Source organism: Mycobacterium sp. RTGN4, assembly GCF_033804635.1.
Taxonomy (GTDB): domain Bacteria; phylum Actinomycetota; class Actinomycetes; order Mycobacteriales; family Mycobacteriaceae; genus Mycobacterium.
In genome coordinates this window covers 26,764-43,526 of sequence record NZ_JAPZLB010000017.1, presented here as the reverse complement: position 1 = coordinate 43,526, position 16,763 = coordinate 26,764, and the positions used below count along the sequence as shown (strand labels likewise).

Annotated in this window: 16 protein-coding genes; 10 read left to right on the top strand and 6 right to left on the bottom strand. The window is 66.8% G+C overall.

Translation table 11 applies throughout. The annotated features are described in order from the left end of the window. Positions 1 to 27 precede the first annotated feature (27 nt). Positions 28 to 930, top strand: a complete 903-nt coding sequence (locus SLQ30_RS27895) for a LysR family transcriptional regulator (RefSeq protein WP_319450127.1) — start codon at positions 28 to 30, stop codon at positions 928 to 930. Here the strand turns inward: SLQ30_RS27895 and SLQ30_RS27890 are convergent. Genes SLQ30_RS27890 through SLQ30_RS27880 form a run of 3 tightly spaced genes read right to left on the bottom strand, consistent with a single transcriptional unit; the run spans position 871 to position 2,814 of the window. Further along, positions 871 to 1,626, bottom strand: coding sequence for an enoyl-CoA hydratase/isomerase family protein (locus SLQ30_RS27890; protein WP_319450128.1), 756 nt, complete (start codon positions 1,624 to 1,626; stop codon positions 871 to 873). The genes SLQ30_RS27895 and SLQ30_RS27890 overlap by 60 nt on opposite strands. 22 nt (positions 1,627 to 1,648) lie before the next feature. Further along, positions 1,649 to 2,092 (bottom strand): TIGR03618 family F420-dependent PPOX class oxidoreductase, encoded by a 444-nt coding sequence (locus SLQ30_RS27885; RefSeq protein ID WP_319450129.1) that lies wholly within the window; start codon positions 2,090 to 2,092, stop codon positions 1,649 to 1,651. After that, positions 2,089 to 2,814 carry an EthD domain-containing protein gene (locus SLQ30_RS27880; RefSeq protein ID WP_319450172.1) on the bottom strand — a complete coding sequence of 242 codons (726 nt, stop codon included), beginning with the start codon at positions 2,812 to 2,814 and terminating at the stop codon, positions 2,089 to 2,091. Before SLQ30_RS27880 ends, SLQ30_RS27885 begins: the two co-directional genes overlap by 4 nt. A gap of 96 nt (positions 2,815 to 2,910) precedes the next feature. Here SLQ30_RS27880 and SLQ30_RS27875 point away from each other — a divergent pair, with 96 nt between their 5' ends. Beyond that, a complete protein-coding gene (locus tag SLQ30_RS27875) occupies positions 2,911 to 4,911 on the top strand; it encodes an FUSC family protein (RefSeq protein WP_319450173.1) in 2,001 nt (666 codons plus the stop codon). A 254-nt stretch (positions 4,912 to 5,165) separates the two neighbouring features. Continuing rightward, the gene (locus tag SLQ30_RS27870; protein ID WP_319450174.1) at positions 5,166 to 7,502 is read left to right on the top strand and encodes an arylsulfatase; all 2,337 of its coding nucleotides are present in this window, start codon (positions 5,166 to 5,168) and stop codon (positions 7,500 to 7,502) included. 12 nt (positions 7,503 to 7,514) lie between these two features. Here the strand turns inward: SLQ30_RS27870 and SLQ30_RS27865 are convergent, their stop codons facing one another. Further along, positions 7,515 to 8,132, bottom strand: a complete 618-nt coding sequence (locus SLQ30_RS27865; protein WP_319450130.1) for a PaaI family thioesterase — start codon at positions 8,130 to 8,132, stop codon at positions 7,515 to 7,517. Between the two features lie 139 nt (positions 8,133 to 8,271). Here SLQ30_RS27865 and SLQ30_RS27860 point away from each other — a divergent pair, with 139 nt between their 5' ends. Beyond that, entirely contained in the window at positions 8,272 to 9,888 is a 1,617-nt protein-coding gene (locus SLQ30_RS27860; RefSeq protein ID WP_319450131.1) for an FAD-dependent oxidoreductase, read from the top strand. Here the strand turns inward: SLQ30_RS27860 and SLQ30_RS27855 are convergent. After that, positions 9,777 to 10,340 carry a TetR/AcrR family transcriptional regulator gene (locus SLQ30_RS27855; RefSeq protein ID WP_319450132.1) on the bottom strand — a complete coding sequence of 188 codons (564 nt, stop codon included), beginning with the start codon at positions 10,338 to 10,340 and terminating at the stop codon, positions 9,777 to 9,779. The genes SLQ30_RS27860 and SLQ30_RS27855 overlap by 112 nt on opposite strands. Before the next feature lie 79 nt (positions 10,341 to 10,419). Between SLQ30_RS27855 and SLQ30_RS27850 the strand changes: the two genes are divergently transcribed. From SLQ30_RS27850 to SLQ30_RS27830, 5 genes are all read left to right on the top strand, one after another. Next, positions 10,420 to 11,235, top strand: coding sequence for an alpha/beta hydrolase (locus SLQ30_RS27850; RefSeq protein ID WP_319450133.1), 816 nt, complete (start codon positions 10,420 to 10,422; stop codon positions 11,233 to 11,235). A 142-nt stretch (positions 11,236 to 11,377) separates the two neighbouring features. Then, the gene (locus tag SLQ30_RS27845; RefSeq protein ID WP_319450134.1) at positions 11,378 to 12,070 is read left to right on the top strand and encodes a GntR family transcriptional regulator; all 693 of its coding nucleotides are present in this window, start codon (positions 11,378 to 11,380) and stop codon (positions 12,068 to 12,070) included. A 57-nt stretch (positions 12,071 to 12,127) separates the two neighbouring features. Next, complete coding sequence (locus tag SLQ30_RS27840) at positions 12,128 to 13,552, top strand: allophanate hydrolase (RefSeq protein ID WP_319450135.1); 1,425 nt, start codon at positions 12,128 to 12,130, stop codon at positions 13,550 to 13,552. Further along, on the top strand, positions 13,549 to 14,250 hold the full coding sequence (locus tag SLQ30_RS27835; RefSeq protein WP_319450136.1) for a cysteine hydrolase: 702 nt from the start codon (positions 13,549 to 13,551) through the stop codon (positions 14,248 to 14,250). The genes SLQ30_RS27840 and SLQ30_RS27835 overlap by 4 nt, the downstream gene beginning before the upstream one ends. A gap of 13 nt (positions 14,251 to 14,263) precedes the next feature. Continuing rightward, complete coding sequence (locus tag SLQ30_RS27830; protein WP_319450137.1) at positions 14,264 to 15,871, top strand: regulator; 1,608 nt, start codon at positions 14,264 to 14,266, stop codon at positions 15,869 to 15,871. Positions 15,872 to 15,886: 15 nt separating this feature from the next. Here SLQ30_RS27830 and SLQ30_RS27825 read toward each other — a convergent pair whose 3' ends face one another. Then, a complete protein-coding gene (locus SLQ30_RS27825; RefSeq protein ID WP_319450138.1) occupies positions 15,887 to 16,270 on the bottom strand; it encodes a hypothetical protein in 384 nt (127 codons plus the stop codon). Between the two features lie 42 nt (positions 16,271 to 16,312). On the opposite strand from SLQ30_RS27825, the gene SLQ30_RS27820 reads away from it, so the two are divergent. Beyond that, the gene (locus SLQ30_RS27820) at positions 16,313 to 16,672 is read left to right on the top strand and encodes a DoxX family protein (protein ID WP_319450139.1); all 360 of its coding nucleotides are present in this window, start codon (positions 16,313 to 16,315) and stop codon (positions 16,670 to 16,672) included. Positions 16,673 to 16,763: the final 91 nt, after the last annotated feature.

The window sequence follows — 16,763 nt, the reverse complement described above, 5'->3', positions numbered from 1 at the left end:
TTCTTTCGCAGAGCATAAGGTGAACTGATGCTCGACGTCCGTAAGCTCCGGCTGCTCCGTGAGTTGGCCCGGCGCGGAACGATCGCGGCCGTCGCCGAATCGCTTGCCTACTCGCCGTCGGCGGTCTCGCAACAGCTCACCGCCCTCGAACGCGAGACGGGAGTGGCGCTGCTCGAGCGGACCGGCAGGCGGGTCACGCTGACTACCGCAGCCCTCGTATTGGTCCAACACACCGAGTCGATTCTCGCGATTTTGGAGGAGGCTGCCGCCGGTCTGGCGGCGACCGAATCCGAGCTCGTCGGGACCTTGCGCATCGGAGTCTTCCCCACCGCGGTGCCGACGATTCTCACGCCCGCCCTCGTCGCGCTCAGCACCGATCATCCCGGCCTCGAGCTACAGGTCGCGGAACTGGATCCGGCGGCGGTGCCCGAGGCGCTGCGGGAGGAAGCCCTGGACGTCGCCCTGGTGCAGGACTACGACTACGTGCCGTTCGTATCCGATGCCGCCCTGCAGACGGAACCGTTATTCGAAGAGACCGTTCATCTGGCGGCGCTGGATCAGGGTGCACTGGCTGACCGGCGTGAGGCCGGCTGGATTGCAGGCACTCCGCGCACGCTCTGCCATGCGCTTACCGTAAGAGCTTGCGAAGCAGCCGGTTTCACGCCGCGCATCCGCCACCATGCCGACGATTTCGGCGCCGTGCTCGCGTTGGTGGCGGCCGGGCAGGGCGTCGCATTCGTTCCCGACCTCGGCGCCCTTGCGCCGCCGCCCGCAGTCGTCCTGACGCCGCTGCCCATCCGGCGCCGGACCCGGCTGGCCTACCGCCGCGGCAACGACGCCCATCCCGCGATTGCTGCCGCCCGCAGTGCCCTAGTCGCGGCGGTCGGCGAACGCGGCGAGCGCGTCGGCGTTCGCCGCTCCTCCGAGTAGCACCTCGAATTGGGCGTACTCGCGTGCGGCCGCGGCGGCGATCTCGGCCCGGTTGGGCTCGACCATCGTGTGCTTGACCGCGATCAGGCTCGAAATTGGCCGGGACGCAAGCACTTCCGCGTGCCGACGGGCCTCGGAAAGTAGTGTGTCCGGCTCGCAAACCTTCCACGCCAGTCCCATCCGGAGCGCCTCGTCCGCGTCGACCCATTCCGACGACATCAGGATCCAGGCCGCGTTCTGGCGACCGACGAGCTGCGGCAGCAGGTAGGACGAAGCTGCTTCGGGGGCGACGCCCAGGCTGGTGAACGGGCACTTCAAGCGGGCGGTCGAGGACATGAAGACCAGATCGGCGAAGCCGATGATCGTGGCGCCGATGCCGACTCCGAGGCCGTTGATCGCGAGGATCAAGGGCTTGCGCAGGGCGGTGAGCGTCTCGATCATCCCTGCGAATCCGTACTCCCCCGACACGAAGTCGGGATCGGTGACGCGGGCGGCCATCTCGACGAGGTCGTTGCCAGCGCTGAACGCCCGCCCGGCCCCTGTCAACAGCACGACGGCGACGGCGGGATCCTCGTCGGCGGCGCGCAGGGCCACCGTCGTCGCGTCGTACAGCGCCTCGTTGAAGGCGTTCAAGGCCTCCGGCCGGTTGAGTGTGATGGTGCGGACCCCGTTGGCGTCCTCGAGCTGAACAAGCACGCCCGCAGCCTACTGGGCTGGCTCAGCCGTTGGAGTACACCCGGGTGGGTGCGCTCAACACGACGGTGCGGCGCTGCTCGGCCATCGTTCGGTCGTACTCGTCCCAGTCGTCGTGGGTACCCCCTGCTGCGGTGAACACGTCGCGCAGCAGCAGTCGCAATGCGTCGGGCTCGGTCAGCCACGGCTGCGCGTCGTCGGGTCCGGCGAGTTCGGCAGTGCCCTCGACCGTCGCCCACTGCCAGCCCTTGCGGAAGGTCACCGCCAGCTGAGGACGGGCGCGCAGGTTCGCCAACTTCACCTTGCCGTAGGTGACGAAGGCGAGCGTGGCTTGGCCCGTCGCAGGGTGCGGGACAACGCCCGCATTGACGAGCGAGGCCTGAATGCTGCCGTCGGCGCGCAGCGTCGACACGACTGCCAGCCCGCTCTCGTCGGCGGCAAGTGCAACGGCATCGGAAAGGCTTGTCATCGAACCGGTTCCGAAGTAGGTGCGCTCGCGAACGGGGACCGGAAGACGTAGCGACTCGTCGGCACCGTGTCCACGTTGGTGTTGGCGCCGAACGCCGACGTGCTGGCCACCATCCGGTTCATGCGGTCGGCCAGGTCGGCGTCATCGGCCGCGCCGAAGAACGCGTGCAGGTCACTGGTGGCCTCGAGCGGGAAGAGTTCCTCGACGATCGCGTCGAGATGGGGGGCGCCAGGGGTGAGTGACCGGACGACCGCGTTCTGGGTGTATCCGAACGTCGACTGGGTCGCGATCGCGACCGGCGTGTGATCGATGTGCCACCGTGCGAACCAGGTCTCCTGGTCGAGGTCGGCCGGCCTGCGCAGCAGCGCGACGTTGGCCAGCCCGTCGGTGCGCTCGCCGGGGCCCGGCGATGGTGGGGGCAATGGCACGGACTCAGTGACGAGGTAGGCGGCCACGTCGCTGCAGGCCTGGCGCAGACGGGCGAGCGCGGCGTTCAACTGCGCACCGTAACTCTGGTGGGTCCACACCGTGACCAACCCGACCACGGGCGGGTCGAGGGTCGTTAGCGTCATCATCGAGTCCCGCACCGGTTCGTCTCGCACGTTGACCGCCAGCCCCGGCAGGTCCAGCGCCAGTAGGTCGTCGGCGACGTCGCTACGCAAGGCCTTGCACCACGCATCGTCGGCCGCCGCGCCTCGCAGCGTGATGATCACCTTCTCCACGGCCACGAACCTACTCCTCGGCAGCCGGCAACTCGCCGGAGCGCCAACCCGCGGAAACCCCGGATCCACGGGCAGGCGGGTAAGAATGGACTGGTGATGAAGGGCCTGGCCATTCGGCCGACGCTGCCCGACATCGGGGCCGTCGTTCGTAGTCTGCTTGGCGTTCTGATCGTCGCGGGCGCGGCGCTGCACTGGGGTGGCGCCGGCGCCGCCACCGCCGCGGGAGGCGCGGCCGCCATCGCGGGCGCGGTTGCGCTACAGGACAGCCCGCGTGGTCGGTTTCGGCTCGTCGTCTGGGTAGCCCTGGCGATGGGTGCCGCCGTACTGATCGCCACATGGCTCGGGCGGTACGGGCTGGTGTTTGCGGAGTTGGTGGCGGCGTGGTGTTTCGGGGCGGGGATGGCATGGGCGGTCAGCGCCAACGCCGGGCTCGTCGCCGCAGCGGCTACCGCGCTGTTGGTCGTCACGTCGCCTGCGGTACCGGCTTGGCCGGGCGCCGCGACCGCTGGCGCGCTGGCCGTGCTCGGTGGACTGGTCCAAGCCCTGCTCATTGCGACCTGGCCGCGCCGGCGCTGGCGGGTGCAGCGATCCGCATTGTCGCGGGCCTACCTGTCGCTGGCCGACGATGCGCGCACCATGGCCGACGACCCGACGCGGCGCGTCGATCCCGAACCGCTGATCGCGCTGCGCGACGCCTTCACGCTGACCGAAGGTCAGGCCGCCCGCCGCCCACTTTCCTACCGCACGTGGTACGGACTGCCGGAACGCCTCTCGGTGACCATTAGCGCTGTCGCGGGCAAATCGACTGGCGCGAAGACGCTGTCACCAGTGCTGGTGGCGGCCGCAGACGTGCTGGCGGCCATCGCCGAACCCAGCCCGGCCCGACGTCGGGCAGCGGCCTATGCGCTCGGTAGGTTCGACGCCACGGTTGTGGCGGTGACGGGGCCGGAATCGGCATTGGTACACCGACTTTCCGGACAACTCCGGGAAGCAATCGGACTGCGCTACGGCGAGGTGTCGCCGTCGCCGGACCTCGTGGAGCTTCGGCGGACAGGGCTGCATGGCGAGCTACGCGTGGTGGCCGCTGCGGTACGCGCTCAGCTCACCTGGGAGGCTCCGGTGCTTCGGCACGCGCTTCGGCTGTCCGTGGCCGCCGCGGCCGGGGTGGTGATCGCTCGGTTCGCCGACCTCGATCACGGCTACTGGATACCTCTGACCGTGGTCATGGTGCTGCGTCCCGAGACCGCACACACCTACACCCGGTGTGTCGGCCGGGTGGCGGGCAACGCGCTCGGCATCCTGGTCGCCTCCATCGTCATCGTCGTGCTCCACCCCAGCGGGCTGCTGGCGGCCAGCCTGGCCGTCGTGTTCCTCGCGGTCGCCTACGCGGTCTCCGAATTCGGCTATCTCGCCGTCAGCGCGGCATTGGCCGCGGCGATCGTCTTGCTGGTGGACGTCGGCGGCTCCGCTGGCGCGGCGACGGTCAGCGACCGGTTACTCGCGACACTCATCGGCGGTGCACTTGCGGTACTCGCCCACGTGGCCCTCCCCGACCACGCGGTGGTCCGGCTGCGCCAACGCGCCGGCGAGCTGCTCAAGACGGAAATCGACTATGCGGCAACGGTGATCAAGGCGTTCGTGCACGAGCTCGATCGGCCGACCGAAGCGCTCTCGGCGGCGTGGGAGCGCGCGTACCGCGCCAGGGCGGCCTTCGAGGCGGCGGCCGGATCCGGTCCGACCGATGACGGCGACATCCGCATATGGTTGCGGTCATACCGAACCGCGCTGAACGTGGTGACCGCGTCGTGCACGGCGCTGGAGACCAGTCTGCCTGCGCGCCCACCGGCCACATGGGACCGGGATTTCGTCGGCGCGGTAGACGAATACGTTCAGGCGCTGTGCGGTGACCCGGTGACGCCTGGCTCGCCGTGGAGCGCCGATGTCGACCAGCTCACGGTCGCGGCCGACCGGGTGCGAGGCGCGTTGCCGTCTTCGGATGCGGCCACGGCGCGCTTGCTGGTTGCTGAAATCGGCACCATCACAAACCAACTGGCCACGATCACGGCAGGAACCGAGCGGTTGCCACACTCGCCGTGACCGCATCGCACGGTCGATGCTCAGTCGTGCGGAACACCCCTTCGCACCCACTGGCCTGACGTAGGCTCTTGAGCGCTTCGCTGCTCACCGGGGGCGGTGCGGGCACCAATTCGGTTTAGGAGCACGCCGTGGCCAAGACGTCGAAGAAGCCCGCGAAGGAGAAGCCAGTCGCCAAGACGGCCAAACCGAAGAAGGCTCCCGCCGCGCCGAAATCGACGGCCAAGCCGGTCACCGCGGCGACTGCTGAGCCGCATCTGGCACGCGAGCAGTTGCCGATCCCGGATCCGAAGCACGTGGGGCTCACGACCTACGACGCCAAGGATCCCAACACGAAGTACCCGCCGATCACCGAACTCCGGCCGCCCAAGGGGGCGCCGAATGTGCTGATCGTCCTGATTGATGACGTCGGATTCGGCGCCTCTTCCGCGTTTGGCGGGCCCTGCCAGACGCCGGTGGCCGAGCGGCTGGCCGCAGGTGGCGTGAAGCTCAACAGGTTCCACACCACGGCGCTGTGCTCGCCCACCCGGCAGGCGATGCTGACGGGCCGCAATCATCACTCGGTAGGCATGGGTGCCATCACCGAGATGGCAACGTCGGCGCCCGGAAACTGCAGCATCAGGCCCAAAGAGAAGGCGCCCATCGCCGAAACCCTGAAACTGAACGGGTATTCGACGGCGCAGTTCGGCAAGTGCCATGAGGTCCCTGTGTGGGAAGTCTCCCCCGCGGGCCCATTCCATCAGTGGCCCACCGGATCCGGGTTCGAGTACTTCTACGGCTTCGTCGGCGGGGAGGCAAACCAGTACTACCCCGGACTCTACGAAGGCACGACCGCCATCGAGCCGCCGAAGTCGCCCGAGGAGGGCTACACCCTCACGGAGGATCTTGCCGACCGGGCCATCACCTGGGTGCGGCAACAGAAGGCCCTGGTGCCGGACAAGCCGTTCTTCATGTACTTCGCTCCTGGTGCCACCCACGCACCGCACCAAGTTTCGAAGGTATGGTCGGACAAGTACAAGGGCAAGTTCGACGCCGGCTGGGATGTGCTGCGGAATAAGACAATTGCGAACCAGAAGAAGCTCGGCGTCGTGCCCAAGGACGCCGAGCTCACCGCGCGCCATGACGAGATCCCGGCGTGGGATGACATGCCCGCCGAGCTCAAGCCGGTGCTGGCCCGCCAGATGGAGATCTACGCCGGGTTCCTGGAACAGACCGACCACGAGGTCGGTCGAGTCGTCGACGCCATCGACGACCTAGGTTTTCTCGAGAACACGTTGATCTACTACATCATCGGCGACAACGGCGCATCGGCCGAAGGCACACTGAACGGTTGCTTCAACGAGATGACCACGCTCAATGGCATGCCAGGCATCGAGACGACAGAGTTCCTGCTCTCCAAGATCGACGACTTCGGCACCCCCGACGCTTACAACCACTACGCCGTCGGCTGGGCACACGCCCTGTGCGCGCCCTATCAATGGACCAAGCAGGTCGCATCGCACTGGGGTGGCACCCGCAACGGAACGATCGTGCACTGGCCGAAGGGCTTGGCGGGCAAGGGCGAACTGCGCAATCAGTTCCACCACGTGATCGACGTGGCGCCGACCATTCTAGAGGCGGCCGGCCTGCCCGCGCCGACGTTGGTGAACGGCATTGCGCAGGCGCCGCTGGAAGGAGTGAGCATGCTGACGACGCTTCGCGACGGCAAGGCGCCCGAGACGCACGGCGTCCAGTATTTCGAGATGTTCGGCAATCGCGGTATCTACCACCAGGGGTGGACAGCGGTGACCAAACACCGCACCCCGTGGAAGGCCGACACCCCGCCGGCCTTCGACTCCGACGTTTGGGAGTTGTACGGTCCCGAGGACTGGACCCAGGCGCATGATCTGGCGGCGGACAATCCGGCGAAGCTCGCTGAGATGCAACGGCTCTGGTTGATCGAGGCGGTCAAGTACAACGTCGTGCCGCTCGACGACCGCGGTTTCGAACGCATCAATCCCGACATCGCCGGTCGGCCGCAACTGATCCGCGGCAACACCCAATTGCTGTTCGACCGGATGCGGGTCAGCGAGAACTGCGTACTCACCCTGAAGAACAAGTCCTACTCGGTGACGGCCAACCTCGTCGTGCCCGAAGGTGGGGTAAACGGCGTCATCGTCACGCAGGGCGGCAGCGTCGGTGGCTGGTCGTTGTACGCGCACGAAGGAAAGCTGAAGTACTGCTTCAACTTCTTCGGCATAGAGCACTACATCACCGCCGCCGACAAGCCGATTCCGGCGGGCAAGCATCAGGTCCGAATGGAGTTCGCGTACGACGGCGGCGGGCTGGCCAAGGGCGGCGACGTGACGCTCTACTACGACGGCAAGGCGGTGGGTACCGGACGAGTCGAGAAGACCATTCCCATGGGCTATTCCGCGGACGAGGCATGTGACGTCGGTTCCGATACCGGCTCGCCCGCGTCACCGGACTACGGGCCGAGCGGCAACCGGTTCACCGGCGAGATCGAGTGGGTGCAACTCGACATCGGTGAGGACAGCCATGATCATCTGATCACGCCGGAGGAGCGCTTCAACCTGGCCATGGCCCGCCAGTAGGGCCCGCTGGAATCAGCGCGCCCACTTCGGGGTGATGAAGACACCTTCGGCTTCCACCGTGATGCCATCGGCATCGGCCAGGTGGCCGACGGCGAATGTCTTGATGCCCTCGGTACGCACGATCCTGGCTTCGGCGTGCAAGTCGCCAAGCGGGGTGGTGCGCAGGTAGCGCAGGGAGATCGTCCCGGTGAGCCGTGGGTGCTCGGCCGAACTCGCCGATTCCCCAAGGACGTGGTCGAGGATCAGTGCGGAGGTCCCGCCGTGGACGTGGCCGGGTGGCCCTTCGAAGGCGGCGCCGAGGTGGAAGTCGGCGTACACACCGCCGTCCGCCGTGCGCTGCAGAATCAACGGCGGAGCAATCGGGTTCCGCAAGCCGATGACCGGGTTCCCCCACGGCATTTGATGCCCCTCGGAGATCCGTACGCCGTAGGGGCCGTCGAGTTGGCGGCTGCGCAAGCGGGCCGTCGCCGCATCGATCTCGGCCTTCGCGACCGCCACGACGTCGGCATCGACCTCCGTTCTGATGGTGGCGTCGATGAGCTCTCGGACTGACTCGGTGAGCGGTCCAAAGATCTCACGAAGGCGCTCGACCTCGTCGGACCTGAGGTTTTCGATGGTGAATTCGACCACCGCTGAACTAGAACACGTTCTAGCGATGCTGTCGAATTCCGCGGACGCGTGAAGTGAAGTCATCAACTGTTGACAACGTCTTTTGCTGGGCCTACCGTCTAAGTCATCATGTGTTGACTTAGTTCGTGAGGAGCAGATCATGACGAACGCCGAGCGACTGCCCGTCCTCATCGTCGGAGCAGGTCCGACAGGACTCACCGCAGCCATCGAACTGTCCCGACTCGGTGTCGACGTTCGCATCGTCGACAAGGCCCTCGAAGCGTCGAGCACATCGCGAGCACTGGGCGTGCAGGCCCGCACGGTCGAGCTGCTGCGCCCACGCGGCGTCGGCAACGAGCTGCTGCGCCTCGGTAATCGAGCGTCGGCGACCACGCTCTACGCGGACGGACAGCGCCTGGCCGGCATCGAATTGCATCGCATGGCAAGCGAATACAACTTCATCCTGATGCTCGCACAGTCCGAGACCGAACGACTGCTCGCCGAACGGCTCGGCGACCAGGGTGTGACGGTGGAACGCGGGGTCGAGTTCGAGTCGCTCGCTCAGCACGAGGACATGGTCCAGGTGGTGCTGCGTCACTCCGACGGAGGTCGGGAAACGTTGCGCGCGTCGTACGTGATCGCGGCCGACGGCTCGCACAGTCCCATCCGCAAGGCGCTCGGGCTGCCGTTCGTCGGGCGGTCGCTCACGCAGAGCTACGTGCTCGGCGACGTGCACGTTGCCGGCGACGTGGCGGAGGACCAGTTGTCGATATTCCTGGCGTCCAACGGATTCCTCGCGATCTTCCCGATGGGCGACGGTCGCTTCCGCTTCATGGCCACCGATCCCGACGGCGTCACCGGTGATACCCCCGAGCCGTCGCTCGACGACATTCAGCGGCTCTACGACCGCACCGCGCACATCGATGCGCGGCTCTACGAGCTCAACTGGAGTTCACGGTTCCGGATCAACAGCAGGCACATGACCTCGCTGCGCGATCGTCGGGTGTTCTTCGGCGGCGACGCGGCGCACGTGCACAGCCCGGCCGGAGGGCAGGGCATGAACGCGGGCATCCAGGATATGATCAACCTCAGTTGGAAGCTCGCGATGGTGCTGCATGGATCCGCACGCCCCGAGCTTCTGGACACCTACGAAACCGATCGGCTACCGGTGATCCGGCAGCTCGTGGCGATGACGGAACGCGCCACCAAGGTGTTCAACTCGACGAGCCCGGGCGTGCACGCACTGCTCACCCGTCTGGCCCCAAAGCTGCTGTCGCGTAGTCGGATCCAGAACAAGGCTGCGCCACGGCTTGGTCAGCTTTCCGCGTCGTATCGCGATCAGCCGCTCAGCGCGGGTGGTGGGCGGATCGGCGGCCTTCACGCGGGCGACCGGGTGTCCGATGTTCACCTGGCCGAGGGCAGGTTGTACGACCTACTCGACATGGCCACGCTGACATTGTTCGTGATGGGCGACTCGGAGCGGTTCGCTCCGGCTTACCGCGACTGGGATGACGTGATCGCCGTGCGTCACATCGCCGTCGCGCCCGAACTCGGACCCGGGCCGGCCTGGCTGCTGGTTCGCCCGGACGGCTACCTGGCCGCAGCCGGTGGCCTCGACGGGGGTGCACGGTTGAGCCGTTGGCTGGACCGCTGGCTCATCGCGACTCAGCACCCGAAGGCGTCGAGTGCCGCCCTGGTTTCGGGATCGGCGCGGCCGAATTCGAGTTCCATCAGAGCGCATTCGGCGGTCGCGGCCACCCACAGCCTGGCGGACTGACGCGGGTACGGCCGACCGATCGCCTCGAAGTCGGTTGCCACGACGGCGACGCTCGCCGCATTGCGGCGCATCACCTCCTCGGCGATGGGCCGATGTCCACGGGCCTCGAGCAGGAGCGCCTTGACCCCGCGGTCGCGCAGGCAGCCGTCGAGGTACGTGGTGGCCACGGCGGACAATCGCTCCCGGCCCGGCGTCATGGGCCCGATCACCGCCGAGATCTCGTCCGCCAAGGCGTCGTGGAACCGGCGGTGCAATGCGACCAGATAGCTGGTGCGGTCCGAGAAGTGGTGGAAGAAGCTACCTTTCGATACGCCGGCTTCGGCGACGATTGCGTTGACGCTCAATCCTTCGAGCCCGAGTCGTTCGGCGAGCACGAGGCCGGTCTCGATGAGCTTCGCCCGAGTCTGCTCGGCAGCCAGCGTCCGCATGGTCCGTTTCGCAGGTGCCGTCACGTCGTCCGCTCCCCTTGTCAGTGTGCGACTTTAGGCCTAGTGTAACTGACCGACCGCCCGGTCAGTGAAAGGAGCCACCATGCCGACCTTGACGACCTCCCTGGGAACGATCTCGTATACCGATCGCGGCGAGGGGCCACCGCTGCTCCTGCTTCACGCGGCGCTGCACGACAGCACTGACTACGCACCGGTGGACGACGCGTTGTGCGACGCCAGGCGCGTCGTGTCCGTCGATTGGCCGGGTCACGGCGCCTCCCCCGAGCCTTCCGAACCGCTGAGTGCGCCCCAATTGGGTGACCTGGCCGTCGAACTCGTCGACGCCCTCGCGCTGAGCAACCTCGTCGTCATCGGCAATTCGGTCGGCGGGTACGCGGCCTGCCGGATCGCGCTGGAGCGCCCCGACCGGGTATCGGGAATCGTGCTGGTCAACAACGGGGGGTTCACTCCGCACACGCCGTTCAGTCGGGCCTTCTGTGCGGCGGTGGGCCGCCCGGCCGTCGCGAGGTCGGTCTTCCCGCTGTTCGTGCGCGCGTACATGCGTCCGAAGACGGACGACGATCGACGCATCGCCAGGCGCGTCTTGGGACGCGCCCGCTCGCGTGCGGGCGCGCGCACGGCGGCGGCGTTGTGGCGGAGCTTCGCCCAGCCCGCGCACGACCTGAGGAATGCCGGCAAGGACATTGCGGCTCCGGTGCTGATCACCTGGGGAACAAGGGATTTCACTGCCCCGGTGAGATGGGGACGCGTTGTGGCGGACGCCATCCCTGGCGCGCGGCTCACCACCTTGCCGACCGGTCACGTGGTGTTCTCCTCCGACCCCCAACGCTGGCTGCAAGAGGTCGTGCCGTTCGTCGAGTCAGCTCATCGGGCCGAGCGGCCTGCGGCCCGCGGCTGAGGCGAAGGCGAGTGTCTCCGCTTGCGTGCGGGCGTCCGGCAGTTCATGTGTCGAAGTGACCGCGCGCCCGCAACGAAGTACGTTGTCGGAAAGTTCCTACCGCTATGCACATCGACGCGAATCGACTGGAGGGCGACGGGCCATGGGAGCGGCTAGCCTCGACACTTCGCGGCCCGAGTTGCCCGCGACGCTGGTCGAGGTCGCCGAGCACCGGCTGCGCGCCGCCATCTTGAGCGGCACGCTGGCGCCCGGCGAGAAGATCATCGAAGAACAGCTATGTGCCGCCTTCGGCATCAGCAGGGCGCCGCTTCGCGAAGCCTTGCGGCTGCTTGGCCAGCAGGGTCTCGTCGAGCATCTCCCGCGCCGCGGCGCCCGCGTCACCGAATGGTCCACGGCGGACATCATGCAACTGTTCGCCTTGCGGCACGTGCTCGAACGCCACGCCATCGAATTGGCGCTCCCCGTCGCCGACCCTGCATCCGCGCACGCACCGGTCCGGGCCGCCTTGGAGCGAATGCGTGATGCGGCAGACGAATTGGCACGCGACGATGCGCACCGCGGATTTCATGCCGCAGTCGTGGAACTCGCCGGCAATCGGCAACTGAACATCGCGCTGGAACCCATCCTGCTCAAGTTGCAGCTGCCCATGGCCATGAATCTGCGCGAGGAGGCTCGCCATCACCGCGCCGACGACGGCATCGCGCGACATCAGGCCATCCTCACCGCCCTTGGAACGAACGATGCGGGCACCGTGATCACCGCTCTGGAGGACCACGGCCATCTGCACTACCTCGGGCTAGAGACCGGACTCGCACCAAGCGACTGGCATCGCTAACACGATCGACACACAGCCGTACCGAGATCGCCATGATTCTGTCGACAATCGACAGACATGGCATATAACACGCACGGACCGTCGATAGGCCCGTCGGTGGCGGAGCTGCTGGCCTCACATGCCAGCGGAACGGGCTCGCCGACCAAGACCGCGCTGCGCGTCGCCGATGCCATCGCCGCTCGCGGGGACGACGGCACCTGGCTGTCGACGGTTGGCCGCGAGCAACTGCTCGCCGCGGCCGCCGAGATCGAGAGTCGGCCCGGGGCAAGGACATTGCCACTCTACGGAGTGCCGTTCGGGGTCAAGGACAGCATCGACGTCGAGGGGGTACCGACGACGCTGTCCTGCCCGGACTACGCCTACGTGGCGTCGACAACGGCGCACTCGGTGCAGCGACTGCTGGATGCGGGGGCACTGTATGTCGGCAAGACCAACCTGGATCAGTTCGCCACCGGCCTGAACGGCACGCGCACTCCCTATCCCGTGCCGCGCAGCGTGTACGGCACCGAAATGATCTCCGGCGGTTCAAGTTCCGGCTCGGCGCTGGCTGTCGCGCTCGGTCAGGTGCCGTTCGCCGTCGCAACCGATACCGCAGGCTCCGGCCGGGTGCCCGCCGCGCTGAACGGCGTCGTCGGGTTCAAGCCGTCGCGCGGGCTCGTCAGCACGGTCGGGTTGGTGCCCGCGTGTAAGTCGCTGGACTGCATCAGCGTGATGGCCGGTTGCGTCGACGACGTCGACCGGGTGCTCGACGTCATGGTCGCCCGTGATGAAGGCGACGCCTGGTCGCGGGACCGCGGACCGCGCTACGGCGGGTCGCCGATGCGTGTCGGCCTTCCGCCCGTCGACGAACTCGAGTTCTTCGGTGACGACGAAATGCGCGCAGCCCACCTCGGCTTTCGGGACCACCTGGCCAGGCAGGTCACCGTGGTCGACGTTTCGCTCGCGCCGTTTCTGGCCGCGGGCGCCCTGCTCTACCAAGGCCCCTGGGTCGCCGAACGACTCGTCGAGTTCGGCGACTTTCTCAGCGCGCAGCCCGAGTCGATCCACCCCGTGGTGCGCGACATCTTCCGCAGTGGCGAGAAGTACACGGCCGTCGACGCTTTCGCTGCATTGCAACGGTTGCAGGAGCTCAAGGCGGTCGTCGGGCGGTTGTGGGAGCACATGGACGTGCTCGTCGTGCCCACCATCGGCACCACCTTCACGGTCGACGAGGTATTGGCAAGGCCCATCGACTGCAACACGATGCTCGGTCACTACACCCACTTCGGCAACCTGTTGGATCTGGTCGGCGCCGCCGTACCGCTCGGAGTCACCGCCAGTGGCAGGCCGTACAGCGCGATGCTGCTGGGTGCCGCGCGCAGCGACGACACCGTGCTGCAGTTGGCCGCTCAGATTCTCGACGAGCCGCGCGTGGTCAGCCACGCTCCAGCGCTGGCGCCCTTCACATCCCACTCCCCCACGACATCCGAGGAGCTTTCATGAGTGCATCCGTTTCTGTGCCGGCAGCCCCTTCGGCATTCTCGTTGAAGCCGGGCAAGACCGCGCTGATCGTCATCGACATGCAGCGGGACTTCCTGTTACCAGGTGGATTCGGCGAGAGCCTTGGCAACGACGTCGGCCAACTCCTCAAGGTGGTACCGCCCCTCGCGGCGCTGATCGACGCGGCGCGCGAGGCGGGTGTCATGGTGATTCACACCCGCGAAGGGCATGAGCCCGATCTGTCGGACTGCCCACCGGCCAAGCTGACCCGCGGTGCGCCGTCGAAGCGCATCGGTGATCCAGGCAAGTACGGCCGCATCCTGATCCGTGGCGAGTACGGCCACGACATCGTCGACGAATTGGCACCCGTCGATGGCGAAGTCGTGATCGACAAACCGGGCAAGGGTGCGTTCTATGCCACCGAACTCCAGGACATCCTGGTCGCCGCGGACATCACCCAACTCCTCGTCACCGGCGTCACCACCGAAGTCTGCGTGCACACCACGACAAGGGAGGCCAACGACCGGGGCTATGAATGTCTGGTCGTATCCGATTGCGTCGGTTCGTACTTCCCCGATTTTCAACGCGTCGGCCTCGAGATGATCAAGGCCCAGGGCGGCATCTTCGGCTGGGTCGCCGACAGCGCCGTCGTCATTCCTGCGCTCCAGCAGCTCACCAGCGCTCCCCTTTCCCAGGTCTGAAAGGACGTTCACCATGTCGACCGACGTCACCGAAACCCCCGCCGATCCCCCCGCCAACCCACCGGAACCCGAGCCGTCGTTGTCGATCCCGTGGTGGACGCGCGGCGATACCAACGCGTTCTTCGGGCTCGGATTCAACATTCTGGTCAACGTACTGACCCTGACCGGCTTGATGATCGGCGTGGTCAAGGTCCCGGCGGGCGACGTGCTCGGCACCGTGTTGCCTGCGCTCGGTGTCGCACTGATCCTCGGCAACCTGTACTACACGTTTCTGGCCCGCCGGCTGGCGCGCCGCGAAAACCGTTCCGATGTAACGGCATTGCCATACGGGCCGAGCGTGCCACACATGTTCATCGTGGTGTTCGTCGTGATGCTGCCGGTTTACTTGAACACCAAGGATGCCATGCAGGCCTGGCAGGCTGGGCTGGCCTGGGCGTTCATGATCGGTGTCATCGTGATGATCGGCGCCTTCGTTGGCCCATACATCCGCAAGCTGACGCCGCGCGCCGCGATGCTCGGCACGCTGGCGGGCATCTCGCTCACGTTCATCTCGATGAGGCCCGCCGCGCAGATGTGGGAGGTGGCCTGGATTGGCCTGCCGGTGATGGCGATCATTCTCATCGGATTCTTCACGGACATGAAGTTGCCGTTCGGCATTCCGGTCGGGTTGGCCGCGTTGCTCGTCGGTACCGCGATCGGCTGGATCGGTGGCTACATGTCGGCGCCTGACGTCGCGAAGGCGGTGTCGGACATCGCGATCGGCGTGCCCGATCTGCGGCTCGACATGTTGTTCTCGGGGTTGGCGCACTTGGCTCCGTTGCTCGGCACGGCAATACCGTTGGGCGTCTACAACTTCACCGAGGCGATGAGCAACGTGGAGAGTGCCGCCGCCGCCGGAGACAACTACAACCTGCGCAGCGTGCTGCTCGCCGACGGAGCGGGCGCCTGCATCGGTTCGGCGTTCGGCTCGCCGTTCCCGCCCGCGGTCTACATCGGTCATCCCGGCTGGAAGGACGCGGGCGGCCGGGCCGGCTACTCGTTGGCCAGCGGTGTGGTGATCGGAATCTTCTGCTTCCTTGGGCTTTTCGGGGTGCTCGATGCGCTGCTACCGGTGCCGGCCATCGTGCCGATCTTGCTCTACATCGGATTGCTGATCGGCGCGCAGGCCTTCCAGGCGGTACCACGACTGCATGCCGTCGCGGTGGTGGCCGCTATTCTGCCGAACCTGGCGCAGTGGGCCAGTGGCTTGATCGACAATGCACTCAACGCCGCGGGCACGTCGGCGGCCGGCGTGGGAATGGACAAGCTGAACGGTGCAGGCGTCGTCTATGAGGGGCTTCAGACCCTGGGTGAAGGCGCGGTGCTGGTGGGCCTGGTGCTCGGCACCATGGTCGCGTTCATCCTCGAGAAGAAGTTCCTCTACGCGGCCATCGCGTCGGCGGTCGGCGCCGTGCTCTCCTTCATCGGGTTGATCCATGCGCCCGAGGTGGCTTGGGCGGCCAATCCGCAAGTAGCCCTTGGCTATCTGTTCTTCGGAGTCGTGTGCCTCGGTTACTACTTCCTGCCAGGGTCGAAGGACCCGGTCGAGGTGGACGAGGCCGACGTCGTGGCGGGCCACTGACCTCGCGTAGGGAAGTTAGTTGGGCAGGAACGGAACTTCGGTGCCCGGCGCTAGCACGACGTACATCCGGCGCCACGGATCGGTGCCCTGCAGCTGCCATTGATGGCCTGAGCCCTCGGTGTCCTCGGCGAGCAGGACGTCGCCGGGCGCAAGGATGAACTCCTCGGCGTCGCGCGTGGTGAACAGCAGTGTGCCGCTGAGCGTCACGACCAGCTGGCGGACGGGTGCGGTGTGCCACGCCAGTGCTCCTCCGCCCGCCGTCTCCTCGACGGTGACGTGTGCTGCCGACATCGCGGCCGACACCAGGTCGGCATTGCGCCCTGGCGCCATGTCGAGGCGGCCGACGGCGACGTGTGAGGTGTCGTCGTGGCCGGTCCACAATCGGACGCATCGGATCATTTCCGCCTCCTGCGGTCGCCAGGTCACTAGCGTGAACGAATCATGACGACGTCCATGTCGCTGGCAACGGTAATCGTGACGATTCTGCTCGCGGCACTCTTCGGGTTCGCGAGTGCGATCAAACTACTCGGCGTGCGGCAGTCGCTCGAGATCCGCGATCACCTCGGCATCTCGGCGACCAACTGGCGCGGGATCGGGCTGCTCGAGATGGCCGGCGTCATCGGCGTGCTGGCGGGCCTGTGGTGGCCGCCGCTCGGCATCGCGGCGGCCACGGGTTTGGCGCTGCTGTCGGTCGGCGCCATCGTCAGTCACGTCCGGGCCTCCGACCGCGCGGATCAGTCGATACCCGCCGCAATCGGGCTGGCGTTGTCGGTCGCCGCCGTGGTGCTTCACACCATCTGACGTCGAGCGGCGCAGGTCACACCCCTGACGACAGGTGTCTTAGATAACCTAATATTTCGTGGTCAGTTGTCTACGAACTGCCTTACGCTAT